General features: G+C 47.1%; 21 protein-coding genes and 1 rRNA gene. 5 read left to right on the plus strand and 17 right to left on the minus strand.

The window, feature by feature from the left end:
* Positions 1-4: 4 nt before the first annotated feature.
* The 15 genes from rnhB to rpsB form a co-directional block, all read right to left on the minus strand.
* Complete coding sequence (gene rnhB / locus Q0698_RS04670) at positions 5-622, minus strand: ribonuclease HII (protein WP_298634208.1); 618 nt, start codon at positions 620-622, stop codon at positions 5-7.
* Complete coding sequence (lpxB, locus tag Q0698_RS04675; protein ID WP_298634210.1) at positions 610-1,731, minus strand: lipid-A-disaccharide synthase; 1,122 nt, start codon at positions 1,729-1,731, stop codon at positions 610-612. The genes rnhB and lpxB overlap by 13 nt, the downstream gene beginning before the upstream one ends.
* Positions 1,731-2,510 carry an acyl-ACP--UDP-N-acetylglucosamine O-acyltransferase gene (gene lpxA / locus Q0698_RS04680; protein WP_298634212.1) on the minus strand — a complete coding sequence of 260 codons (780 nt, stop codon included), beginning with the start codon at positions 2,508-2,510 and terminating at the stop codon, positions 1,731-1,733. Before lpxA ends, lpxB begins: the two co-directional genes overlap by 1 nt.
* A gap of 45 nt (positions 2,511-2,555) precedes the next feature.
* Positions 2,556-2,990, minus strand: a complete 435-nt coding sequence (gene fabZ, locus Q0698_RS04685) for a 3-hydroxyacyl-ACP dehydratase FabZ (protein WP_298634215.1) — start codon at positions 2,988-2,990, stop codon at positions 2,556-2,558.
* Positions 2,991-3,005: 15 nt separating this feature from the next.
* On the minus strand, positions 3,006-4,010 hold the full coding sequence (lpxD, locus tag Q0698_RS04690; RefSeq protein ID WP_298634217.1) for a UDP-3-O-(3-hydroxymyristoyl)glucosamine N-acyltransferase: 1,005 nt from the start codon (positions 4,008-4,010) through the stop codon (positions 3,006-3,008).
* 13 nt (positions 4,011-4,023) lie between these two features.
* Positions 4,024-4,569 carry an OmpH family outer membrane protein gene (locus Q0698_RS04695; protein WP_298634219.1) on the minus strand — a complete coding sequence of 182 codons (546 nt, stop codon included), beginning with the start codon at positions 4,567-4,569 and terminating at the stop codon, positions 4,024-4,026.
* 44 nt (positions 4,570-4,613) lie between these two features.
* A complete protein-coding gene (gene bamA, locus Q0698_RS04700; RefSeq protein ID WP_298634221.1) occupies positions 4,614-7,337 on the minus strand; it encodes an outer membrane protein assembly factor BamA in 2,724 nt (907 codons plus the stop codon).
* 71 nt (positions 7,338-7,408) lie between these two features.
* The gene (gene rseP, locus Q0698_RS04705; RefSeq protein WP_298634223.1) at positions 7,409-8,761 is read right to left on the minus strand and encodes an RIP metalloprotease RseP; all 1,353 of its coding nucleotides are present in this window, start codon (positions 8,759-8,761) and stop codon (positions 7,409-7,411) included.
* 2 nt (positions 8,762-8,763) lie between these two features.
* Positions 8,764-9,939: a 1-deoxy-D-xylulose-5-phosphate reductoisomerase gene (ispC, locus tag Q0698_RS04710; RefSeq protein WP_298634225.1), complete on the minus strand. Its 1,176-nt coding sequence runs from the start codon at positions 9,937-9,939 to the stop codon at positions 8,764-8,766.
* Positions 9,939-10,772 carry a phosphatidate cytidylyltransferase gene (locus tag Q0698_RS04715; protein ID WP_298634226.1) on the minus strand — a complete coding sequence of 278 codons (834 nt, stop codon included), beginning with the start codon at positions 10,770-10,772 and terminating at the stop codon, positions 9,939-9,941. Before Q0698_RS04715 ends, ispC begins: the two co-directional genes overlap by 1 nt.
* 1 nt (position 10,773) lies before the next feature.
* Positions 10,774-11,505: a polyprenyl diphosphate synthase gene (uppS, locus tag Q0698_RS04720; RefSeq protein WP_298634228.1), complete on the minus strand. Its 732-nt coding sequence runs from the start codon at positions 11,503-11,505 to the stop codon at positions 10,774-10,776.
* 120 nt (positions 11,506-11,625) lie between these two features.
* Positions 11,626-12,183, minus strand: coding sequence for a ribosome recycling factor (frr, locus tag Q0698_RS04725; protein WP_298634230.1), 558 nt, complete (start codon positions 12,181-12,183; stop codon positions 11,626-11,628).
* 6 nt (positions 12,184-12,189) lie between these two features.
* The gene (gene pyrH / locus Q0698_RS04730; RefSeq protein WP_298634232.1) at positions 12,190-12,921 is read right to left on the minus strand and encodes a UMP kinase; all 732 of its coding nucleotides are present in this window, start codon (positions 12,919-12,921) and stop codon (positions 12,190-12,192) included.
* Between the two features lie 87 nt (positions 12,922-13,008).
* Complete coding sequence (gene tsf / locus Q0698_RS04735) at positions 13,009-13,866, minus strand: translation elongation factor Ts (RefSeq protein WP_298634234.1); 858 nt, start codon at positions 13,864-13,866, stop codon at positions 13,009-13,011.
* A gap of 93 nt (positions 13,867-13,959) precedes the next feature.
* Complete coding sequence (rpsB, locus tag Q0698_RS04740; RefSeq protein WP_298634236.1) at positions 13,960-14,697, minus strand: 30S ribosomal protein S2; 738 nt, start codon at positions 14,695-14,697, stop codon at positions 13,960-13,962.
* A 258-nt stretch (positions 14,698-14,955) separates the two neighbouring features.
* Here rpsB and map point away from each other — a divergent pair, with 258 nt between their 5' ends.
* The 5 genes from map to Q0698_RS04765 all read left to right on the plus strand — a co-directional run bounded on the left by map (position 14,956) and on the right by Q0698_RS04765 (position 20,908).
* On the plus strand, positions 14,956-15,732 hold the full coding sequence (map, locus tag Q0698_RS04745) for a type I methionyl aminopeptidase (RefSeq protein ID WP_298634238.1): 777 nt from the start codon (positions 14,956-14,958) through the stop codon (positions 15,730-15,732).
* A 54-nt stretch (positions 15,733-15,786) separates the two neighbouring features.
* A complete protein-coding gene (glnD, locus tag Q0698_RS04750) occupies positions 15,787-18,453 on the plus strand; it encodes a [protein-PII] uridylyltransferase (RefSeq protein ID WP_298634240.1) in 2,667 nt (888 codons plus the stop codon).
* Positions 18,454-18,457: 4 nt separating this feature from the next.
* Complete coding sequence (gene dapC, locus Q0698_RS04755; protein WP_298634242.1) at positions 18,458-19,651, plus strand: succinyldiaminopimelate transaminase; 1,194 nt, start codon at positions 18,458-18,460, stop codon at positions 19,649-19,651.
* On the plus strand, positions 19,644-20,297 hold the full coding sequence (gene nth / locus Q0698_RS04760; protein ID WP_298634244.1) for an endonuclease III: 654 nt from the start codon (positions 19,644-19,646) through the stop codon (positions 20,295-20,297). The genes dapC and nth overlap by 8 nt, the downstream gene beginning before the upstream one ends.
* A gap of 98 nt (positions 20,298-20,395) precedes the next feature.
* A complete protein-coding gene (locus tag Q0698_RS04765) occupies positions 20,396-20,908 on the plus strand; it encodes a redoxin domain-containing protein (RefSeq protein ID WP_298634246.1) in 513 nt (170 codons plus the stop codon).
* A 73-nt stretch (positions 20,909-20,981) separates the two neighbouring features.
* Here the strand turns inward: Q0698_RS04765 and Q0698_RS04770 are convergent, their stop codons facing one another.
* Together Q0698_RS04770 and rrf are read right to left on the minus strand one after the other, a co-directional pair.
* Positions 20,982-21,701, minus strand: a complete 720-nt coding sequence (locus Q0698_RS04770) for a glycosyltransferase (RefSeq protein ID WP_298634248.1) — start codon at positions 21,699-21,701, stop codon at positions 20,982-20,984.
* A gap of 163 nt (positions 21,702-21,864) precedes the next feature.
* Positions 21,865-21,980, minus strand: a 5S ribosomal RNA gene (gene rrf, locus Q0698_RS04775).
* Positions 21,981-22,373: the final 393 nt, after the last annotated feature.

Below are 22,373 nucleotides of genomic sequence, written 5' to 3' on the forward strand. Positions count from 1 at the left end.
TACCTTATTTATTCTTATTAGACGCTTCTAGCGCGCGCTTTACTGGCGCGAAGCTTGTTCTATGTAATGGTGTTGCCCCCAACTTAGTTAGCGCCTCTAGATGCGCAGCAGTTGGGTAACCCTTGTGTTTCGCAAAGCCGTAACCGGGAAAGCGCTGGTCGAACTGCGCAACTTCGCGATCTCGAGTGACCTTCGCCAAAATAGACGCGGCACTGATCTCGGCAACCTTGGTGTCGCCTTTGACAATAGCTTCACTAGGATAAGGCCACTTCGGCACTCTATTCCCATCCACTTTAACGAAGCTAGGCTGAATACTCAAAGCTTCCACCGCACGATGCATGGCGAGCATCGTGGCTTGAAGAATATTTAATTCGTCTATTTCTGCTACTGAACATCGTCCAATTGCATAGCAAAGGCTGTTCGCGATAATTTCGTCATACAACGCATCACGCTTTGCTTCGCTCAGTTTCTTCGAATCCGCCAGGCCAGCGATGGGTCGCTTGGGATCAAGAATCACCGCTGCAGTAACGACATCTCCGGCTAGCGGTCCCCGCCCTACCTCATCTACTCCAGCAATCAACTCCTCAGCTAGAGTTGGAGCAAACAAATCTAATGACTGCATAGCGAAACTATAGCTTGTGCTGCTTTAGCACTACCGCCTTGCTGAAGTATTTGAGTTAATGCTAAGAAACGCTCGCTCTGTTGATCGTTCCGAAGTAGCGAAGAGACTTCGCTTACTAGTCTATCGACGCTAACCTCGGATTGGATAACCTCAGGCACTATCTTCTCACCGGCAATCAGGTTGGGTAGTGCAATAAATTTAATATCAACCAACCTGGACATCACGAAGAAAGTTACGGCGCTAGTGCGATAAGCCACCACCATTGGCCTATTAAGTAACATGGCTTCCAATGCCGTGGTACCGGAGGTCAATAAAACTACCGATGCTGCCGACATTGCCAACTGTGACTGTCCGCGGATTAATTTAACGGGTAGCTCGGGGTAGTGACAAAGCAGTTCAGCTAATTGACGATAGCGGGCGTCATTCGCGGCAGGAATAACAATATTCTCTATTTCGCCTCGCTCGAACAAAACCCTAGCTGCGTCAAAGTAATCGCGACTCATCATAGACACCTCGCTTTCACGGCTTCCAGGCATCAAGGTTAGCACTTCAGAACTTACGTCTAACCCTAATTCTCTACGAGCCTCAGCCGCGGTGATGGGCTCTATTTGATCTGCTAAGGGGTGTCCGACAAAAACAACTGGGACGTCATGTTGGCGATAGAAATCTGCCTCAAAGGGAAGTAATGTCAACATGAGATCATCAGCGCGTTTTATCTTGTGAATACGCCCCTTTCGCCAAGCCCAAACCGATGGACTGACATAGTGGACTGTCTTAGTACCAGCGGCTCGAAGTGCTAGCTCAATATTAGTGGTAAAATCCGGAGAATCGATACCAATAAAGACGGTTGGGGGGTCTTCACGATAACGGGTTATTAATGACTTCCTCATTCTCAGTAACTCGGGGAGACGTTTAAGCGGCTCTACCAAGCCCATGACCGCTAAACGATCCATATCGAAATAGGACTCGAAGCCCTCGGCGATCATTTTCGGGCCGCCTACGCCCTCGAAAGTAGCGTCTGGCCAGTGAATACGAAGAGCGCGGATTAAATCCGCGCCCAATATATCTCCACTCATCTCGCCACATACAATCGCTACTCGCTGTCCCATTAGCGCATGATTCCCCGCTTTGACGATAATATCGAGTTGATAAACACGCCTAACGCTTCACAGTTTGGATCAAGCGCTCGAATCTCAGCGAGCGCTTCGTCGAGCTTCAACTTGCGTCGATAAAGTAATTTATATGCCTTGGTAATATTGGCTATTTGTTCAGTGGTATAGCCGCGGCGCTTGAGCCCCTCGGAATTAATACCTTTAGGTTCTGCACGGTGCCCCGAGGCCGTCACGAAAGCTGGCACATCCATACTGACACCCGTCCCAAAACCGGTGAAGGCATGGGCGCCAATTTTCACCCTCTGATGAACAAGGGTGTAGCCTCCAAGGATTGCCCAATCACCAACCCAAACGTGTCCTGCCAGCGCGGAGTTATTCACCAAAATACAGTGATCACCTATTACGCAATCATGACCAACGTGGGCATAAGCCATAATGAGGTTATCCGAGCCGATGCGTGTCTCACCCAAATCTTGGACCGTACCGCGATGGATCGTAGCACCTTCACGAACTACATTGCGATCTCCCATTTTCAACCAAGTTTCTTCTCCTTGGTACTTCAGATCAGGAGTTGCCTCGCCCACTGTTGCAAACTGAAAGATATGACAGTCCTCACCAATGATACTCGGACCCTTAATCACGGCGTGGGATTCAATCCGAGAACCTTTGCCTATGGTGACTCGCTCACCAATGATCGCGTAGGGGCCAACGATTACATCTTCGGCAAGACTAGCACTGGGATCAACAATCGCGGTGGGATGTATATTTTTCGTCACAGTGAAACCTTCTAATTCAGTGAAGTACTTTGAGTATAAAGTTGATTAAATCGTTCGCTCAGCACTGGTAATACTCGCCCGGGCAACGACTTGGCCATCAACCCTTGCCTCGCATTCAAACTTCCAGATCCCGCGCTTATGAACTACATAGTTCGCGTGTAAATGCAGTTGATCTCCCGGCACCACGGGCTTTTTGAATCGCACATTATCTGCTCCGGCAAATAGATAGAGGGAGCCGTTAGTCGCTTTTTTTCCTGCGGACTTAAACCCAAGGATACCTGACGCTTGGGCCAGAGCCTCCACGATTAACACCCCGGGAAAAATTGGAGCATGGGGGAAGTGACCATTAAACTGAGGCTCATTAATTGAAATATTTTTGATGGCGTGGATAGACTCCATGGGCTTAACTTCAAGCACACGATCAATCAATAGAAATGGGTATCGATGAGGTAAGTAGTCCTGAATTTCACGAATATCCACTACTCAATTCCTTCCTTATTTATCCAGTTTCTTGATGACGAGCGCTAAATCCTTAAGCTGACTGAATCGAACCGCGTTCTTGCGCCACTCAGATGTTGGCATCATCGGCGTTCCAGACGAATAAGAGCCTGCTTCAGTGATAGATTTTGTCACCATTGTACTTGCCGTAATGTGGACATTATCAGCAATCTGTAAATGTCCCACGATACCAGCACCACCAGCCAAGGTACATCTTTCGCCTACGACAGTACTTCCAGCAACACCTGCAGCACCGGCAATCGCAGTATAGCGTCCAATCTTAACGTTGTGAGCAATTTGCACTAAGTTATCAATAATAACGTCGTCGGCAATTTCGGTATCATCCAAAGCGCCTCGGTCAATGCAGGTATTAGCACCAATATCAACGTTGTTACCAATAATTACACCACCCAACTGACAGATTCTAAACCAACCATCGGGCATTGGGGCGAAACCAAACCCATCAGAGCCGATCACCGAGCCACTATGAATTCGTACTCGATGACCTAATCTGACCCCATGATAGAGGACGACGTTTGGTTTAATTTCACAGCTATCACCTAAAACAGATTCATCGCCGATAACTACGTTAGCTCCCAAAACCGTGTTCTCACCGATGACAACATTTTCGCCAACCACAACATTTGGACCGATGAGTGCCGACGGGGAAACCTTAGCACTGCCCGCAATAACGGCCGAAGGATGTACACCGCCACTTGAGCTACTCTTCTTTTCGAATATATGAGTAAGTTTCGCAAAGGCAACGTAGGCATCGTCCACCACGAGAGCATTGCCGACAAAACTCTCCACTGACGCAGGATTTAAGATCACCGCACCAGCCGAAGTAGAGGCTAACTGAGAGGTGTATTTAGCATTAGCCAAAAATGAAAGATGACAAGGGCCGGCACTCTGAAGAGTAGCCAGCCCCTGGATAAGGTAACTATCGTCACCCTGAACTGATCCGCCTACGATCGAAGCGAGTTGTTTTAAGCTATATTCCAAGCCCTATTACCTCTTAACCTTGGTTAAGTTTCTCTGTAACACGAGGAGTCAAATCAAAAGACGTGTCGACATACAGCACAACTGGCGAACCCTGCTGACGACCAACGGGGTAAACGGCTGACTTGTCTAACAATAAACCAATGCCTTCAGACTGAATTAAGTCCTGAACCGCTTGGCCCGCACGCGGACGAAGCTCTTGCATCAACGTACCCACTACACGATTTTGTGCGTCGTTCAGCTTAGTCTGAGCTGCTTGAAAATCTACACTCTTACTCTGAATGGCAGCTTGCTGCTCCTGTAGGCGCTCTGCACTCCATGTTACCGAGTTAGCTTGCCCCTCTTCCTGAAGTGCACGAATATCAGCCATCAATGTCTCTGCTTCAGTGATAACTTCTTGAACATCAGCTTGAGCTTGAAGTTCTTGAATACGCATTTTTGCGACATCGGTCTCCATGATAGCGGCATTCAAATCGACAACGGCGACCTTACCCTGAGCCAGAACAGATGTTGATAAGACAACGGCCAACATAGAAGCTGCTAATTTAACTAGAAAACGCACGGTAACTCTCCAAATATCAAAAAAACGTTATTGTTTATATTATTTTAAAATGCTTGTCCCATCGAGAACTGGAAGCGCTCGATAAAGTCATAACCTGAGCCCTCGAGAGACTTATCATAATTAAACGGCAAGGCATAACTAAAGGTCAATGGGCCAAAGCCTGAAATCCAAGTTAGGCTCAAACCATAAGAACCACTAAGTTTGCTCACATCAAAGTCGTAACAGTTTAACTCACCATTCTCACAACTGGTACTAAAAACGTTACCGGTATCAATAAAGAAGGACGATTGCACACTTCGCTGGTCTTTAACAAACGGTGTTGGGAAAATAAATTCTGCCCCGGCTGTTACGAGAAAGTTACCACCAAACGCATTGGTGCGCTGGCTAGTACCCGACAACTGAGTCACAAGTTGGCCATTCGCATTCACTAAGGTTCCTTCACCAAACCCGTCTGAATTGATTACCTGCTGACCTGCATAGTATTCAGCTGATGAGGTTCGCGGCCCAAGCACGTTTCGGTTATATCCGCGAACCGACCCAAGACCACCTGCATAGAAATTCTCAAAGAACGGTAATTCATCAAGATCACCGTAGCCATTACCATAACCTAGACGAGTGTGAAGGCGAAGGGTCAAGAAACTTGTCAGCGGTTGAAAGATTTGCCCCTCATAATTCACCTTGTAGTAGCTAAGGTCAGAATTTGGAGTTGTCGCCGAGAATACAAGACTTTGACGATAACCACGATTAGCCAAAATACCTCGGTTCAAGGTTGACTGCATCCATGTTACTCGAAGCGTAAAGTCATCGTACTCTTCGCCATATTCATCAATAAAACCAGGAGGGTTATTAGTAAGCTGGCTATCCTCCACCGTGCTGATGTCATTTAGCGCACAGGAATAATAAATAAAGCTAGAGCCTGTAATGGAGCTCGTACCCAAGTCATAACAATCATTGGGATCATCTTGATACATCTGGCCGAATGTAGGATTGCCGTCGTCATCCAATACAGGATCACCATTATCATCTAAAATGGGGTTATCTGGGTCATCGACAAAGGAACCGCCATCATTTAAGAGATCCGACTGTTCGGCCCAATACTGATAACCACTATCGTTGATATCGCCCGGTGTAGACTGAATTTGCTGAGCTGGACTGAATCCTGGCGTAATCAGCGAGTGATTGTAAGTCAATCCAAGGGAGATTCGTTCGATCTCGGATATCGGCCAACCTAATGTTACACCAGCACCGTACTTATCCACGCCAAACGGAGTAAAACCGCTACTTCCGTAGTCCCGCTGACTATAGAAAACATTAAAGCCACGACTTACACCATCAGGAGTGAAATATGGATCGGTATAGTTAAGGCTAGCGCTCTTGTAGTACTTTGAAGAGCTCAAGTTGATACCAAACGCATTACCGGTACCAAGAAAGTTGTTCTGTTGAAGGTTTGCCTGAAAAATCAAACCATAGCCATCCGAATAGCCAACACTACCCCCCACGTTACCTGATGGCTGTTCCTCTACGGTATAGGTAACATCTACTTGGTCTTCAGTTCCAGCGACTTCAGTGGTTGCCACTTCAACGCCTTTAAAATAACCCAGTCTCTCTAGGCGAACCTTACCTTGATCGATCGCAATATTCGATGCAGTTGACCCTTCCATTTGCCGCATTTCGCGGCGGAGTACATCGTCGGCAGTTTTGGTATTACCACGAAACTCAACTCGCCTAACGTAGGTTCGCTCTCCAGGCTGGACAAAGAAAGTAATATCAACTTTACCCTCTTCATTCACCTCGGGAACACCATTGACTTCGGCAAAGGTGTAGCCTTCATTGCTAAGTCGCTGGGTCATATAGTCTGCTGATGTTGTCATCAAAATTTGCGAAAACGTCATACCTGGCTGAATAAGTACTAAGCGAGACAATTCTGACTCATTGACTACCAACTCACCCACGATATTCGTTTCGCCAATTTGGTATTGCTCCCCTTCTGTCATATTGAGGGTTACAAAGATAGATTCGTTATCATCAGAAATAGTGACCTGAGTTGAATCAATCTGAAAATCCAAATAGCCACGATCGAGATAGTAGGAGCGAAGTCGCTCGATATCACCCGCTAGTTTTTCTCGAGAGTATTTATCCTCACTGCCCATCCACGACAGCCAATCAGACTCCTTCATCTCGAAGTCTTCCATCAAGACTTCGTCAGTGAAAAGGGTATTACCGACAAGATTAATATGTCGGACTGAAGCGGCACTACCCTCATCAATATCAATGTTGATCTGGACACGATTACGTGCGAGCTCTACGATTTCCGCTTCGACCGTAGCGTTATAGCGCCCCTGAGAGATGTACTGTCGCTCTAGTTCTTGCGTAATACCATCGAGCACAGAACGCTTAAAAATCTGCCCCTCTGCAAGCCCTGAATCCGACAAACCCGCTAGGAGATCTTCCTCAGCAATCGCTTTCTCGCCTTCAATTTCAATCGAATCGATTGCTGGTCGCTCGACAACGTGTACAACCAATACACCATTATCTTCTTCAAAGCGGACATCATCGTAATAGCCACTGGCAAACAGGCTTCTCGCAGCAAGACGAAGCGCTGAAGAATCAATAGTATCGCCAATGTTGATTGGTAACGAAGCAAATACAGTCCCTGCAGAAAGACGCTGCAGACCTTCGAGTCGGATATCTGAGACGCGGAATTCAGACGCCATGGCCGCCGTAGGTAACAGCGCCACCGCTAATAAATTTCTGGCAAATCGTTTCATAATGACCTTGTAAGTAAATTCTCTTGCGCTCTATGTGATGAACGCTAAATTCTTGTTATTTTTTATCGGTTTTAGAGACGTAATATATCGTTATAAATTGCTAGTAACGTCACCAAAAGCACCAAAGCCATCCCTGCCTGCATGCCATACTGCTGCACGCGTTTGTCCACTGGCGAACCCTTTACAGCCTCAATGAAATAAAACAGTAGGTGACCACCATCGAGAACTGGTATCGGCAGCAAATTCAGCACCCCCAAACTTACACTTAGCAAAGCAAGCAAACTAAGCCAGCTGGCGACGCCATTCGCTGCAGAATCGGATGCCACTTTAGCAATCGTTATCGGCCCACTCAAGTTTTTGGTCGAAATATCACCCGTAATCATCTTCGCAATCGACTTAACGATAAAAATCGAAGTGTCAACGGTTCTATCTACCCCGTTCCACAGTGCCTCAGGAATTGAATAGTGATAGCGACGAACCATCTCTTCTGGCCACGTTTGCTGTAATAATGAGACACCGAGAAGCACACGACGTTCATTATTTAGTTCACTTTCTTTCGGTACGATTGTTAACGTTAGTGATTCGCTATTACGGAGCAAACCAAGGGCTATTTCCTGATCGGCACGATCTTGAATGTAATCTGACCACTGAGTGAAGCGCTCAAAAACTATTCCGTCTGTGGATTCGATGACATCGCCTACCAAGAGTCCTGCATATTCAGCAGGACTGCCCACTTGCACCGAGCTCACCTCGAGCCTTAGAGGTGGTAGCCAAGGTTCAATTCCCAGCTCTTGTATTGGATCGCTAACCTCACCCTGTGACAGGAAACCTTCAATTGGAACGCTCACATCGTACGTCAAGGTTGACTCGGGGTAACCTACTGTGAAGCTTACGATCCCCGAGTCACCGACTCGATCGAGTAGCGCCAATGAGACCTCGCGCCACGTACTAGTCTGCTTACCGTCAACGGCATAGATTTCCTGACCTGAACTAAGATCTAGACTTGCAGCGGGCGACGTCGGCTCATAATTGCCAATAACGGGTGCAAGCCCCACTTCACCGCGAAGTGAAAGCCCAAAAAACACAACTACTGCGAGTAGCAAGTTAATCGCCGGCCCCGCACCAACTATTGCAATTCGCTGCCAAACTGTCTTAGCGTCAAACATTTCATGTGGTTCAGCATCACGAGATTCATCGTCGTCCTCTCCCGCCATCCGAACGTAACCGCCTAAAGGAATAGCTGAAAACGAATAGACGACTCCGTCTTTAGCGGTATAACGGAGTAGGTCAGGACCGAAGCCAATGGAGAACTTGATCACTTTCACACCGCAGCGGCGAGCTACCCAAAAATGTCCAAACTCATGAATTGCAACCAAAATACCTAGCGTTACCAAGGCGATTAACACTGTTTGAAGCAATTCCACTATCACGACCTCTGATTAATCAATGCTTGAGCCGCATTGCGGGCGACTAGATCTATACTTAGAATTTCATCTAACGACGCGACAGAACCACAGAGCTCTTGCTCCAATACATCTTGGCAGACCTTAGCAATATCACTAAATGCTATTTCACCGACAAGAAAGGCTGCTACGGCTACTTCATTTGCCGCATTAAGGATTGCAGGCTTAGCACCACCAATCTCGAAAGCTTCTCTAGCCAACCATAAACATGGGTATCGCTGTTGATCGGGAACATCGAAATCCAAGCGTGCAATGTCAGTGAAATTAAGGGGTTTCACGCCACTCGTTATGCGCTCAGGATAGGATAAACCGTAGGCGATTGGTGTCCGCATATCGGGATTACCCATTTGCGCGATGACCGAACCGTCAATGTAACTGACCATAGAATGGATAATACTTTGCGGGTGAAGCACAACATCGATATCAGCTGGCGTAACATCAAACAGCCAACAGGCTTCGATTAACTCCAACCCTTTATTCATCATGGTGGCCGAATCCACTGATATTTTAGGCCCCATACTCCAGTTTGGGTGAGCCACTGCTAGTTCTGGCGTGATCGTAGCGAAATCGACCAATTCAGTCGTCCTAAATGGGCCACCAGAACCTGTGAGTAGGATACGAGACACCCCGCCACGCTCTCGATCAAACTTACCCGCATCTAGACACTGAAATATGGCGTTATGTTCACTATCAATCGGCAACAGGGTTGCACCGTTCTCGCGAACCGTGCGCATGAATAACTCCCCCGCGACCACAAGTGATTCCTTGTTTGCCAGCAGTACCTTCTTACCCGCTTTTGCTGCAGATAAAGAGGCTGGAAGTCCAGCGGCTCCTACAATTGCTGCCATAACAATATCGACAGACGACGTCTCGCTCACGTCAATCATAGCCTGAAGCCCGGACTGAACTTCAATTTTGGTAGCCGAAAGCGCTTCACGTAACTTAGCAGCGGCTGACTCACTCGCCATCACAATAACTTCGGGATTAAAGCGCTTCGCGTCCAGTAGCATTTGCTGCCAATTCTCGCCCGCGACCAATGCAAAAACCTGATATCGATCAAAATGTTGGGAAATGACGTCTAGCGTGTTTTGGCCGATCGAACCGGTAGAGCCAAGAATCGTTACTTGCTGAACCGGCATCAGTAAAACTCAAAGAAGTAAACGAGCGCGAACAGAGGAAATGCAGCAGAGAGTGAATCCAAACGATCTAAGAAGCCGCCGTGACCCGGAAGTAAAACACCCGAATCCTTCACACCGGCCTGGCGTTTAAACATACTTTCGGCTAGATCTCCAATTACAGATCCCGCAATGGCTGCCAACGTCGCTAACATCCACCCACGCCAATCCGAAGCAGGAAGCTCCATGAGGTAGGCAATGACGAAACCCACAATGGCGCCCAAAACAACGCCGCCGAAAAAACCTTCCCAAGTCTTCTTAGGGCTGACTTCCTTGGCAAGTTTGTGTTTACCCATTGTTTTACCCACTGCAAAGGCACCGGTATCATTACCAACCGCCATCAATAGCACTGCGATGAGTATCAAAGCGTAGTGATGTTCGAATTTTAACAGCACCATTGCGTACCAAGCAGGCACTAAAATCAACACTCCGAGCAATAGAACTATCAGCGGATGACGCCAAATGGTCGCTGACGAAGGGTAACCTTGAACCCACAGGAAGAGAACTCCCCATACGATACTAGCGACTATAAAGACATTGCGAACAACATCGAGATTAAAGGCAGTAAGACCGTCGAAAGTAATCCAATGCAACACCATCATTACAACCGCTACGACAGCAACGTACAGCGCCTTAACCCAACGATTGACAATAGCCGCTAATTGCGCCCACTCCCATGCCCCGAGCAGCCACACCAACGCCAAAAAAAGTGTTCCTTGCAGAGGGGTCGAGTAAACCACTCCCGCAATAAATAAAGCTGCAATAACCACTGCGGTTATAACTCGCTGCTTAAGCATATTAAGACCCTTGCGCCGTTATTTGTTCGGATGTTTTACCAAAGCGACGCTGTCGCCCTGCATAATCCGCCAATGCCTGCTTTAGACTTTCGCCATTGAAGTCAGGCCACAATTCAGGCGTAAAATAAAATTCAGTATAGGCACATTGCCAGAGTAAGTAGTTACTAATGCGTTTTTCCCCGCCCGTTCGAATCAATAAATCCGGGGCGACAATGTCGCTCAACTGACATGCTTTAGTAAATAACTCTTCAGTAATGTCTTCTACCATAAGCTTGTTAGCCTTAACGTCAGAAGCTAGTTTTTTTGCTGCCTCGACAATATCCCAACGACCACCGTAGTCTACGGCAATATTTAAGCGATATTCTCCGCCCGCGGTTAAGCGTTCAGCTTCATCCATGACTGCGTTTAGTTTTTTCGAAAATCGCTCTCGAGAACCGATTAAATGCAATCGAACGTTCTTCTTTGCCAACGACTTAGCTTCTTTCTCTAGATACCGTTGAAGGAGACCCATTAGGCCCTTCACTTCTGTGGCCGGTCGCTGCCAGTTCTCACTTGAGAAGGCATATAAAGTGAGTACTTTTACCTCTGCAGCAATCGCCGCCTCTAAAACTTCACGTACTCGCTCAACACCCTCTTGGTGCCCAGCTATGCCAAACTTTCTTCGCGCCTTGGCCCAACGATTATTTCCATCCATAATAATGGCAACATGCTGGGGGATAGAATTTCCACTCAAAGTTTGGCACCCTCGGTATGACAATCAAAACAACTCAGCGACTATAACAAAATTTTGACCGTTAAAAAAAGAAATGCCGGACTCAGTGGGCTGAATCCGGCATTGAAGAACTAAGATTGATTAAATTTCCATCAAATCTTTTTCTTTCGCCTCAAGCATTTCGCCAATTTTGGCCACATATTGATCAGTCAGTTTCTGAATCTGATCTTCGCCGCGGCGCAATTCATCTTCAGAAATCTCTTTTTCCTTGAGCAAGTCCTTAAAATCCGCGTTCGCATCGCGACGCGCATTGCGCACTGACACACGAGCCGTTTCCGCTTCTCCACGAGCTTGCTTGGTGTATTGCTTACGAGTTTCTTCCGTTAGCATCGGCATTGGCACGCGAATCAAGGTACCTGAGGTAGCTGGGTTCAAACCTAAGTCGGATGCCATAATTGCCTTTTCAATGACGGGCGTCATTGGCTTTTCCCATGGCGAAACGGTTAGCGTTCGCGCGTCCTCAACTCCGATATTAGCAACTTGCTTCAACGGTGTTGGCGTTCCGTAGTAATCAACGAAAACGGTATCTAGAATGGCTGGATGTGCACGACCGGTACGAATTTTACTAAAAGCACTCGTTAGCGCGACCAAACTTTTCTCCATCCGAGCCTTAGCATCGGACTGAATTTCATTCATCATTATATGTTATCCCTCTATCAAGGTGCCTTCGTCATCGCCCACAACAATATTGAGCAACGCACCTGCTTTTGACATTCTAAAAACGCGAACCGGCATTCCGTGATCACGTACTAGGCAGATTGATGTTAAATCCATCACACCAAGCTTTTTATCAAGCACTTCATCATAGCTAAGACGGTCGTACATCACTGCTGTTGGATCCTTAATTGGATCTGCAGTGTAGACGCCATCTACTTTAGTAGCTTTTAGTACGATATCGGCTTCAATCTCAATACCACGTAAAGATGCTGCTGAATCAGTTGTAAAGAACGGGTTACCTGTACCCGCGGCAAAGATAAGCACTTCATTATTTGCCAGGCAGCGAACGGCCTGACGACGGTCGTAGTGATCTACAATACCGCTCATGGGAATCGCCGACATCACACGACTAGAAATATTCGCTCGTTCAAGCGCATCACGCATCGCTAAAGCATTCATAACGGTCGCCAGCATACCCATATGGTCACCTGCTACGCGATCGAGACCGGCTTCGCTTAGCGCCTTACCTCGAAATAGGTTTCCTCCACCTATCACGAGACCAACCTGAACGCCGATTCCGACAAGCTGCCCAATCTCCAGCGCCATTTTATCAAGCACCTTGGGATCAATACCGAACTCACCATCACCCATTAGCTCTTCGCCGCTAAGCTTTAATAGAATCCGTTTATATTTACGATCTTTAGCCTTCTTTTCAGTCACACCCATAACTCTCCCAAGAATCTCGACATAACCATAGTATATACAAAAACGGCGAACCGAGGTTCGCCGTTTTCTTCAAAGTTGCAATTACTTGCTACCTTGAACCTGAGCCGCTACTTCTGCTGCGAAATCAGTTTCATCTTTCTCAATACCTTCGCCAACTTCAAAGCGAATGAAGCTGGTGATATCTGCACCGGCTTCCTTGAGAAGCTTACCAACTGTTAGCTCAGGGTTCTTAACGAACGCCTGCTCTACCAAGCTGTTCTCAGCTAAGAACTTACGGATACGACCAACCATCATCTTCTCAACGATTTCTGCTGGCTTACCTTCCATATCAGGCTGAGCCTTAATGATGTTCTTTTCAGTTTCAACAACATCTTCAGGCATATCTTCTGGCTTTGCAACACGCGGGTTTACCGCTGCAATGTGCATTGCTACGTCACGAGCTAGCTCTTCAGAGCCACCCTCTAGACCAACCAACACACCGATACGACCTGTTGAATGCAAGTAAAAACCAGTAACCGGAGCTTCAAGACGACCGATACGACGAACAGAAATGTTCTCGCCAATCTTCTGAACAAGCGCTTCACGCTGAGTTTCAATACCATTAGCAAGCAAAGCTGCTACATCATCAGAACCCTGGGCTTCAGCCGCAACGCATACATCGCTTACGAAACCTTTGAAGCCATCGTCACGCGCTACAAAGTCAGTTTCTGAGTTTACTTCTACCATCGTTGCAACTGATGCTGAACCACGAACAGCCAAAAGACCTTCAGCCGCTGTACGACCTGCTTTCTTAGCTGCTTTCAGACCTGACGCCTTACGTAGATCTTCAATTGCCTTCTCGACATCACCGCCGGCTTCTTTAAGTGCTTTTTTACACTCCATCATGCCGAGACCTGTGCGATCGCGAAGTTCTTTAACCATTGACGCTGAAATAGCCATTGTAAATTCCTCTAATCAATCCGTAATACTAAGATTCCAAAAAGGGGCTACATAATAGCCCCTTTCAAAGATGGGTAATTCTACCGAGACTACTTATTCCGCAGTCTGTTCGCCTTCTACTTCAACGAACTCATCCTTTGCTACAACTTCACCAGCCTTACCTTCAAGCACTGCATCAGCTACTGCAACTGAGTACAACTTGATGGCACGGATTGCATCATCGTTTGCAGGAATGATGTAGTCAACACCGTCTGGGTTGCTGTTAGTATCAACGATACCGATTACTGGGATGCCTAGCTTATTAGCTTCCTGGATTGCGATACGCTCATGATCAACGTCAATTACGAATAGCGCGTCAGGTAGGCCGCCCATGTCCTTGATACCACCGATCGAGTTCTCAAGCTTAGCCATCTGGCGAGTACGCATAAGCGCCTCTTTCTTGGTTAGCTTTTCGAACGTACCATCAGCTGACTGAGCCTCTAGCTCACGTAGCTTGCGGATCGAAGCACGGATTGTTTTGTAGTTAGTAAGCATGCCACCCAACCAGCGGTGAGTAACGTGCGGCTGGCCTGCGCGGTTTGCTTCTTCAGCCATAATTTTACCCGCAGCACGCTTAGTACCAACGAAAAGTACTTTATTTTTGTTAGAAGCAAGCTTCTTAACAAGATCAAGCGCTTCATTGAATGCTGGAACAGTGTGCTCTAGGTTAATGATATGAATCTTGTTACGTGCACCGAAGATGTATTTACCCATCTTAGGGTTCCAGTAACGAGTTTGGTGACCGAAGTGAGCGCCTGCTTTAAGCAGATCACGCATTAATACGTTTGCCATGATAATAATCCTTATCGGGTTATGCCTCCACACATCCCAATTACCAACCCCGAAAAAGGGGCACCCAAGTAATTGTGCCGATGTATGTGAGAGTTAAGTTTAATGTTTATGCACAGACCAATGAGTCTGAGCGCGCGTTTTATACCATAAAAGTTATTTTAACGCCAATGAAAGCTGAAATTTTTTGTAAAAGTCAGTAAACTATCCGTCAATATTGTTAATACATCGAACCTGCAGCTTGAGGAGCCTTAAGCCACTATGAGCATTAGCTTGAAATCACCCGCAGAAATTGAAGAAATGCGCGTCGCGTGCCAGATGGCCGCAGAGGTTCTTGTCATGATTGGCGAGTACGTTAAACCCGGCATGACTACGGGAGAGATTGACCAGATCTGTCACGACTATATTGTCGACAAACAGAAAGCTATCCCCGCATGCCTGAATTATAATGGCTTTCCAAAGTCGATCTGCACATCGATTAACCACGTTGTTTGTCACGGCATTCCAAGTGCTAGTCGTAAGCTCAAAGAAGGCGATATCATTAATATTGATGTCACAGTGATTGAAAATGGCTGGCATGGCGACACTAGCAAGATGTTCTTTGTTGGCAAAGTTACTCCCCATGCCAAACGTCTTGTCGAGATTACTCAAGAGTGTATGTACAAGGGCATCGAACTCGTAAAGCCGGGCGCGAAACTCGGCGACATCGGCCACATCATCCAGCAACACGCCGAAGCCAACTTCTACAGCGTGGTAAGAGAATATTGTGGACACGGTATCGGTAAAGTCTTCCACGAGGAGCCTCAGGTTCTTCATTATGGTCGTCCTGATACCGGGCTGGAGCTCAAGGAAGGGATGGTATTTACCATCGAACCGATGGTTAACCAAGGCAAGCGCCACACCAAATTAAAACGTGATGGTTGGACTGTTGAAACAAAAGACGGGCGACTCTCAGCGCAATGGGAGCACACGATTGCTGTGACTGCGACCGGTGTCGACGTGCTAACGAAGCGAAGTGACGAAATACTCCCGTTTTGATCTCGATTCGCAGGCGCCCATGATGGGCGCCCTGCTCGCTTAAATGGATTCCATATGCCTGCGAAACCTTCACCTCCTGAATTCTTCGACCCGATCAAGTTCGAACAGAAGTTTGCGACGCTACCAATAATCACGTGCTACAAAGAGGCGATCCAAGAGACCAATAGCGAACTTGATCATCGGTTCGTTGAGGGCGAAAGCATTCGAAGCTTAGTGGCTGAACGCAGTGCTTTCTTCGATTACCTGTTGACGCACCTATGGCGCCGCTTTATTCACAACACTGAAACTATCGAACTCATCGCCGTGGGTGGATACGGCCGAGGAGAACTTCACCCTCAGTCAGACCTGGATATCCTAATCCTCACTAATACCCCTACGCCTGAAATTGATGATCAGTTAGCGGCGTATGTTACTGCACTGTGGGACTTAGGCCTTAAAGTCGGACACGCTGTTCGATCTGTAGATCAATCGGTCGCATTAGCTCGCAAAGATCTCACCGTAATGACGAATATTATCGAATCTCGCCTACTAGCAGGGCGAGGTGATTTATTGGCAGAAATTCATAACAAGACGCGTGTCGAAGAAGTATGGAGCGCACAGGAATACTTTCACGCCAAGATTGAAGAGCAGGAAACTCGCCACGAGCGCAACAATAATACGGAGTACAACCTCGAGCCGAATGTAAAAACAGCCCCAGGTGGGCTTCGTGACATTCAGACTATTGCTTGGGTAGCAAAACGAAGCTTTGGCAAAGGCGATCTACCATCGTTACATAAGATGGGATTTTTAACCGACACCGAGTTTTCATTACTGCGTAATGGTGAGACATTTCTGTGGCGAGTTCGTTACGGCATTCACATGCTGAGCAAGCGCCCTGAAGAACGTTTACAGGTTGATGCTCAAAGACAGCTTGCAGATATTTTTGGCTACTCAGACAACGCTAAAGCACTGGGCGTAGAGCAGTTTATGAGGCGGTATTATCGCTGGGTCGCCATGCTCTCTCAGCTCAACGAAGTGTTATTACAATATCTACGCGAGTCAATCCTTGGGGAATCCCCGAACAGTATACCGAAAGAGATAAATCGAAGATTCAATTCGGTGGATGGATACATTCAAACTAGCAACAGCACTGTTTTCGCTCGCTATCCCTCTGCGATGTTGGAGATATTTGATCTCATAGGTGACGACCCCAATATAAAAGGTATCAGAGCCTCTACGATCAGACAGCTTCGCGCCCACCTTCACCTTATTGATCGACGTTATCGCGCTGATATTCGCAACACCTCGTTATTCATGGAAATCATGCGGAGTCCTCATAATTTGAGTCGTCTACTGAAGTGGATGTCTCAGTATGGAGTCCTCGGCGCTTATTTACCCGAGTGGGATAAAATTACCGGCCTAATGCAACACGACCTTTTTCATCGCTATACCGTGGATGCACATACACTCATTTTGGTGAAGCATCTACGCGTCTTCCATCAAGGAACAAGAAGTGAAGATTTTCCCGTCGCCACACGAGTAGCAAGGAAACTGCCCAAGCCTGAATTACTCTTTATTGCTGGACTCTTCCACGACATCGCTAAGGGGCGCGGCGGAAATCACGCTCAACTTGGTGCTATTGACGCTAGAAAGTTCTGCGAACGACACCATCTTGGTGCTTGGGATACTAACTTAGTTAGCTGGCTTATCGATAAGCATTTATTGATGAGTGGCGTCTCTCAGAAGCAAGATTTATCTGACCCCGACGTTATCAATCGCTTCGCTGAAAAAGTCGGTGACCAAACCTATCTAGACTACTTATTTTGCTTAACTGTGGCGGATATTAATGCCACCAACCCCGAATTATGGAACAGCTGGAAAGCGCTTTTACTTCGTCAACTCTACCATCAAACGAGTGCAGCCTTGGCGCGAGGAGCTGAGAACCGGACGAACGCCAATATGTGGATTGCAGATACTAAGGCTGGTGCGTTACGAGAGCTTAAGAATGATGGATATCGTACCGAGGATGTTGAGCAACTATGGAGTGCGTATCACGACGATTACTTCCTGCGTGAGAATACAACGGACGTAGCCTGGCATACCCGCCTTACCTTAGAGCATGGTTCGGATAAGCCGTTAGTATCAGTTAAAGACACGCGGGATTCCCAGGCAATTTCTGCAACCCAAATTTTCGTTAGAACCGTCGATCACCCCAGTGTCTTTTCAGCCATTACCAAAGCTTTACATCGTCTAAAATTAAGTGTCTACGATGCACGTATACATTCTTTGGATGATGGATTTACCGCAGATACCTTCATCGTTCTGGATAACAACAAAGAAACTGTTGCGCATGACCCTGCTAAAGTTAAGCGAATTATTGAGGTCATAACTCATGATCTTACTCATATTAATGTGGTAGCCGATTCCCCAACAAGCAAGGCCAGCCGACTGGATCAATACTTCCATCGAAACACCAAAGCATCTATCAGCACCGAACCTAGTCAGCGCTACTCAGTTCTTTATCTGGTGGCGTCCGACACACCGGGCCTACTCGCTCGCTTAGCATCGGTGCTTAACCGCCACAACATCAATTTACATTTCGCACGCACATTGACGATGGGTGAGAAAGTTGAGGACACCTTCCATCTAACCACCGCTGGAGGCGTTCCGATTACGAATGAAGATGAAATCAAATCACTGATTGATGATATCGAGTCATCCATCGACGAACTCCACGAGTAATCCTATGAACTCCTATATAGAAACGTTACAACCTTATCCATTTGAACGCTTGCGAACGCTTAAAGAGGGAATTGAACCTCGGCAATCACCTGAGATCTTCTTATCTATCGGCGAACCTAAGCATGCTGCGCCAGCTATCGCGACCGATGCACTCATTAACGCTATGACGGAAATCACCCGCTATCCAAGCACGCTGGGGACGCCTGAGCTGAGATCTGCCATTTCAAATTGGTTATTACGCCGTTTTAACGCCCAGGTGGATCCGACTACCCAAGTAATTCCTTGCAATGGGACTCGAGAGGGAATCTTTTCCCTCATTCAAGCGATTGTAAATCGTCACAAGGAGCAGCCTCTCGTAGCAATGCCCAATCCGTTCTATCAGATTTATGAAGGCGCCACTCTCCTCGCTGGCGCGCAACCTTTGTTCCTCAATATTTCTCCAGATTGCCACGGTCAGCCCAACTTCGAGGCTGTAAATCCGGAAACATGGAGGCATACGCAACTCTTGATGATTTGTACGCCTGGCAACCCGACTGGGGAATGTCTGAGCCTTAGCACGCTTAAAAAGTTGATTGCGCTCGCTGATACCTACGACTTTATCATTGCCTCGGACGAATGTTACTCTGAACTGTACCCAACCAATTCTGCCGCACCGGCAGGGTTACTTCAGGCCTGCGCAGAGCTAGGGAGAACCGATTTTTCTCGTTGCTTAGCCATTCATTCTCTTAGTAAGCGCTCTAATTTACCTGGCCTACGTTCGGGCTTTATTGCTGGTGATGCAAACATTATCAAACCCTACACCACCTATCGAACCTATCACGGCTGTGCCATGAGTCTTCCCACTCAATATGCCTCAGTTGCTGCCTGGAACGATGAACATCACGTTGAGCAGAATCGTACTGCCTACGACGAAAAATACACCATGTTTGTTGAGCGCCTTTCACCTCACTTCGACATCAAACGCCCTGATGCCAGTTTCTACATTTGGCTCGAAGTTCACGGTGACGATCAGCACTTCGCTCGTGAGCTGTTTCGCGTTACTGGCATTACCGTACTACCAGGCAGCTTTCTAGCTAGAACATCGGAAGGTACCAACCCTGGATCGGGCTATGTGAGAATTGCCTTAGTTGCGCCGCTCAAGGAGTGCTCAGAAGCCGCTGATCGTATCGTCAGGTTTATGGAGAACGGGTATGAATAAAGCGGATCGTGTCCATTTCATCTTCGAGAAATTGATGAAGACCTACCCTCAACCGCCGGTGCCGCTTGATCACTTCGATAGTTACTCACTGTTAGTGGCGGTATTACTCTCTGCACAGTGCACTGATGCACGAGTAAATACGGTTACACCATCACTATGGCAACTTGCCGACAACCCTTTTGATATGGCACAGCAATCTGTGGCGGACATCCAAGCGATTATTCGTCCTTGCGGTTTATCCCCACAGAAGGCCAAGGCAATCCAAGGTTTATCGCAAATATTGGTTGATAAGCACGCCGGTGAAGTGCCTGACAATTTTACTGACTTAGAAGCATTACCTGGTGTAGGTCATAAAACGGCTGGTGTTGTCATGGCACAGGCTTTTGGCCATCCCGCGTTCCCCGTAGATACCCATATTCATCGACTCGCTCAACGCTGGGGCCTAAGCTCCGGAAAATCGGTAGAGCAGACCGAGAGGGATCTAAAACGTTTATTCCCTGAGCCGTCCTGGAATAAGCTTCACCTTCAGATTATCTTTTGGGGACGTGACTACTGTACTGCCAGAGGTTGTGACGGGCGGGTGTGTGAAATTTGCACCACCACCTACCCCAATAGAAAGCACGCTAAAAAGCTAAAGAAGCCCTAAGTATTTTGATCCAAAGAAAAGATTATGTCGTAACTCAGACAAAACCAAACGTGAGGCGTAATGACACGGCTCAACGATTAAAAACAAGAGGATAAACTATGAAATTTTTCGCTGCTGCCTTAACTGCGCTAATCAGCCTCAATGCATTCGCTCTGGAAGTAGGCGATAAAGCACCCGCATTCGAACTGCCTGCCAGCGATGGTAACACCTACAACTCTGAAGACTTTATCGGTAAGCAAGCAGTCGTGATCGCCTGGTACCCTAAAGCTTTCACTAGTGGTTGTACGGTTGAATGTAAATCACTGGCTATGAACGGACACCTCATCGAAGAATATGATGCGGCCTATTTCATGGCGAGTGTTGATCCGCTTGAGGATAATACCCGATTTGCTGAAGAGAACGATGCGAAGTTTCCGATTCTCTCGGATGAAGATAAGAGCGTCGCTGAGGCAATGGACGTATTAATCCCGGTAATCGGTGTCGCATCGCGAGTAACTATCTACATAGATATCGATGGTAATATCTCATTCATCGATGATGACATTAATCCCGCGACATCAGCGGAAGACATTGCTGCGCGTCTAGGGGAACTAGAGACACCTAAAGCCTGATTCAATCAGCAAGCGCGGGCCGCGAAAAAGGGAGCTTAATAGCTCCCTTTTTTATTTCTGAATAAGGACTACCTTATTCACACCAATAGTCTTCAATCCATCGTGCTGGTTTGAAATGTCGGTACCACTTACCGCTCTTTCCTTCGACCGCCTCAGGTGGATTCGGCAACCCGTGGAATATCAAAATTTTCGCCTCATCCGGAATAAATGGGTCTATGAAGAAATTCATTGGAAACTTCGGCAAGCACTTATATTTGAAACTTGGCACCCATTCATCTGGCCAAAATTGCATTTTACCGGAACGATGCATCTCTCGCGATAAATAGGCCTGCTCATGGCGAACTTCACTTCGAACGCGCTCAAAGTTATTAACGAAGTTTTCAAGAATCTCAGGGTAGGCACCTGGAATAAAGCGGAATATAGACGAATTACCCTCCTGCTTTGCAGGGTTCTTTTTGTCATGAGCAATGAAAAATTCGCCTTCAATCTCAAATAATGGGTCAATCGAATCGACTATCACCACGTCGAGGTCAAGAAACAATGTCGGCCCCTCTAACCCTCCGAAACCTGGAGCAAAAACGGTTAGCTTGCGCCAACCGCGCTCTGGGAGTCCAGTAGGAAGCTCCAATTCGGGCAAAGGCTGTACTTCTACTTCCTCTCGTATACCGGAACCATCTTCAGTAAAGCAGACAAAGCGAAAGTCCCCGGTTAGGTTGCGGCGAACCATTGCATAAAGACGATTGACATAGTGTGGGGGAAACTTATCTCCCCATTTCATACAAATTATATTCAAGAGTATCTTCCTTCACCCCAAATTTTTGAATGTATTAATTAGCCATTAATACATAACAACTATACCACCTTATTCACGCGCTGCAGATTATAAACGTCGGGGTTTTCTACAGGCAATAAAAAAGGCCCAACCAAACGGTTGAGCCTTCTTCATTGTATTAAGTGCCTGGCGGTGACCTACTCTCACATGGGGAAACCCCACACTACCATCGGCGATGAAACGTTTCACTTCTGAGTTCGGGATGGGATCAGGTGGTTCCATTTCTCTATAGCCGCCAGGCAAAACTGGCTTTGAATGTCTGTGTCTGACTGGGTAATCATTGATTAGCCTGCACAGTATCCAAAATAAGTCGGTAATAACGAAGCTGATTCACTTTCTGTGTTCTCACGAGTCCAGATCTAACAAGATCCTGCGATCGTTCAATTTGAATCTTTCGATTCTTTCAAGTATCTCTACTCTACTTAACCGTTTTGCTGGCCGGTAATTTTCGTTTTGTTCTAGGCGCTATAAGCAGCGAGTGGCAGGAGCGTACAACTGTACGTAACTGTCATCGATGCGCGTAGCAACAACGAACAAAGCAAAATTAACAACAACAAAATATATATGGTCAAGCCTCACGGGCAATTAGTATTGGTTAGCTTAACGCCTCACAGCGCTTCCACACCCAACCTA

The organism is uncultured Umboniibacter sp. (assembly GCF_947497555.1).
Lineage (GTDB): Bacteria > Pseudomonadota > Gammaproteobacteria > Pseudomonadales > DSM-25080 > Umboniibacter.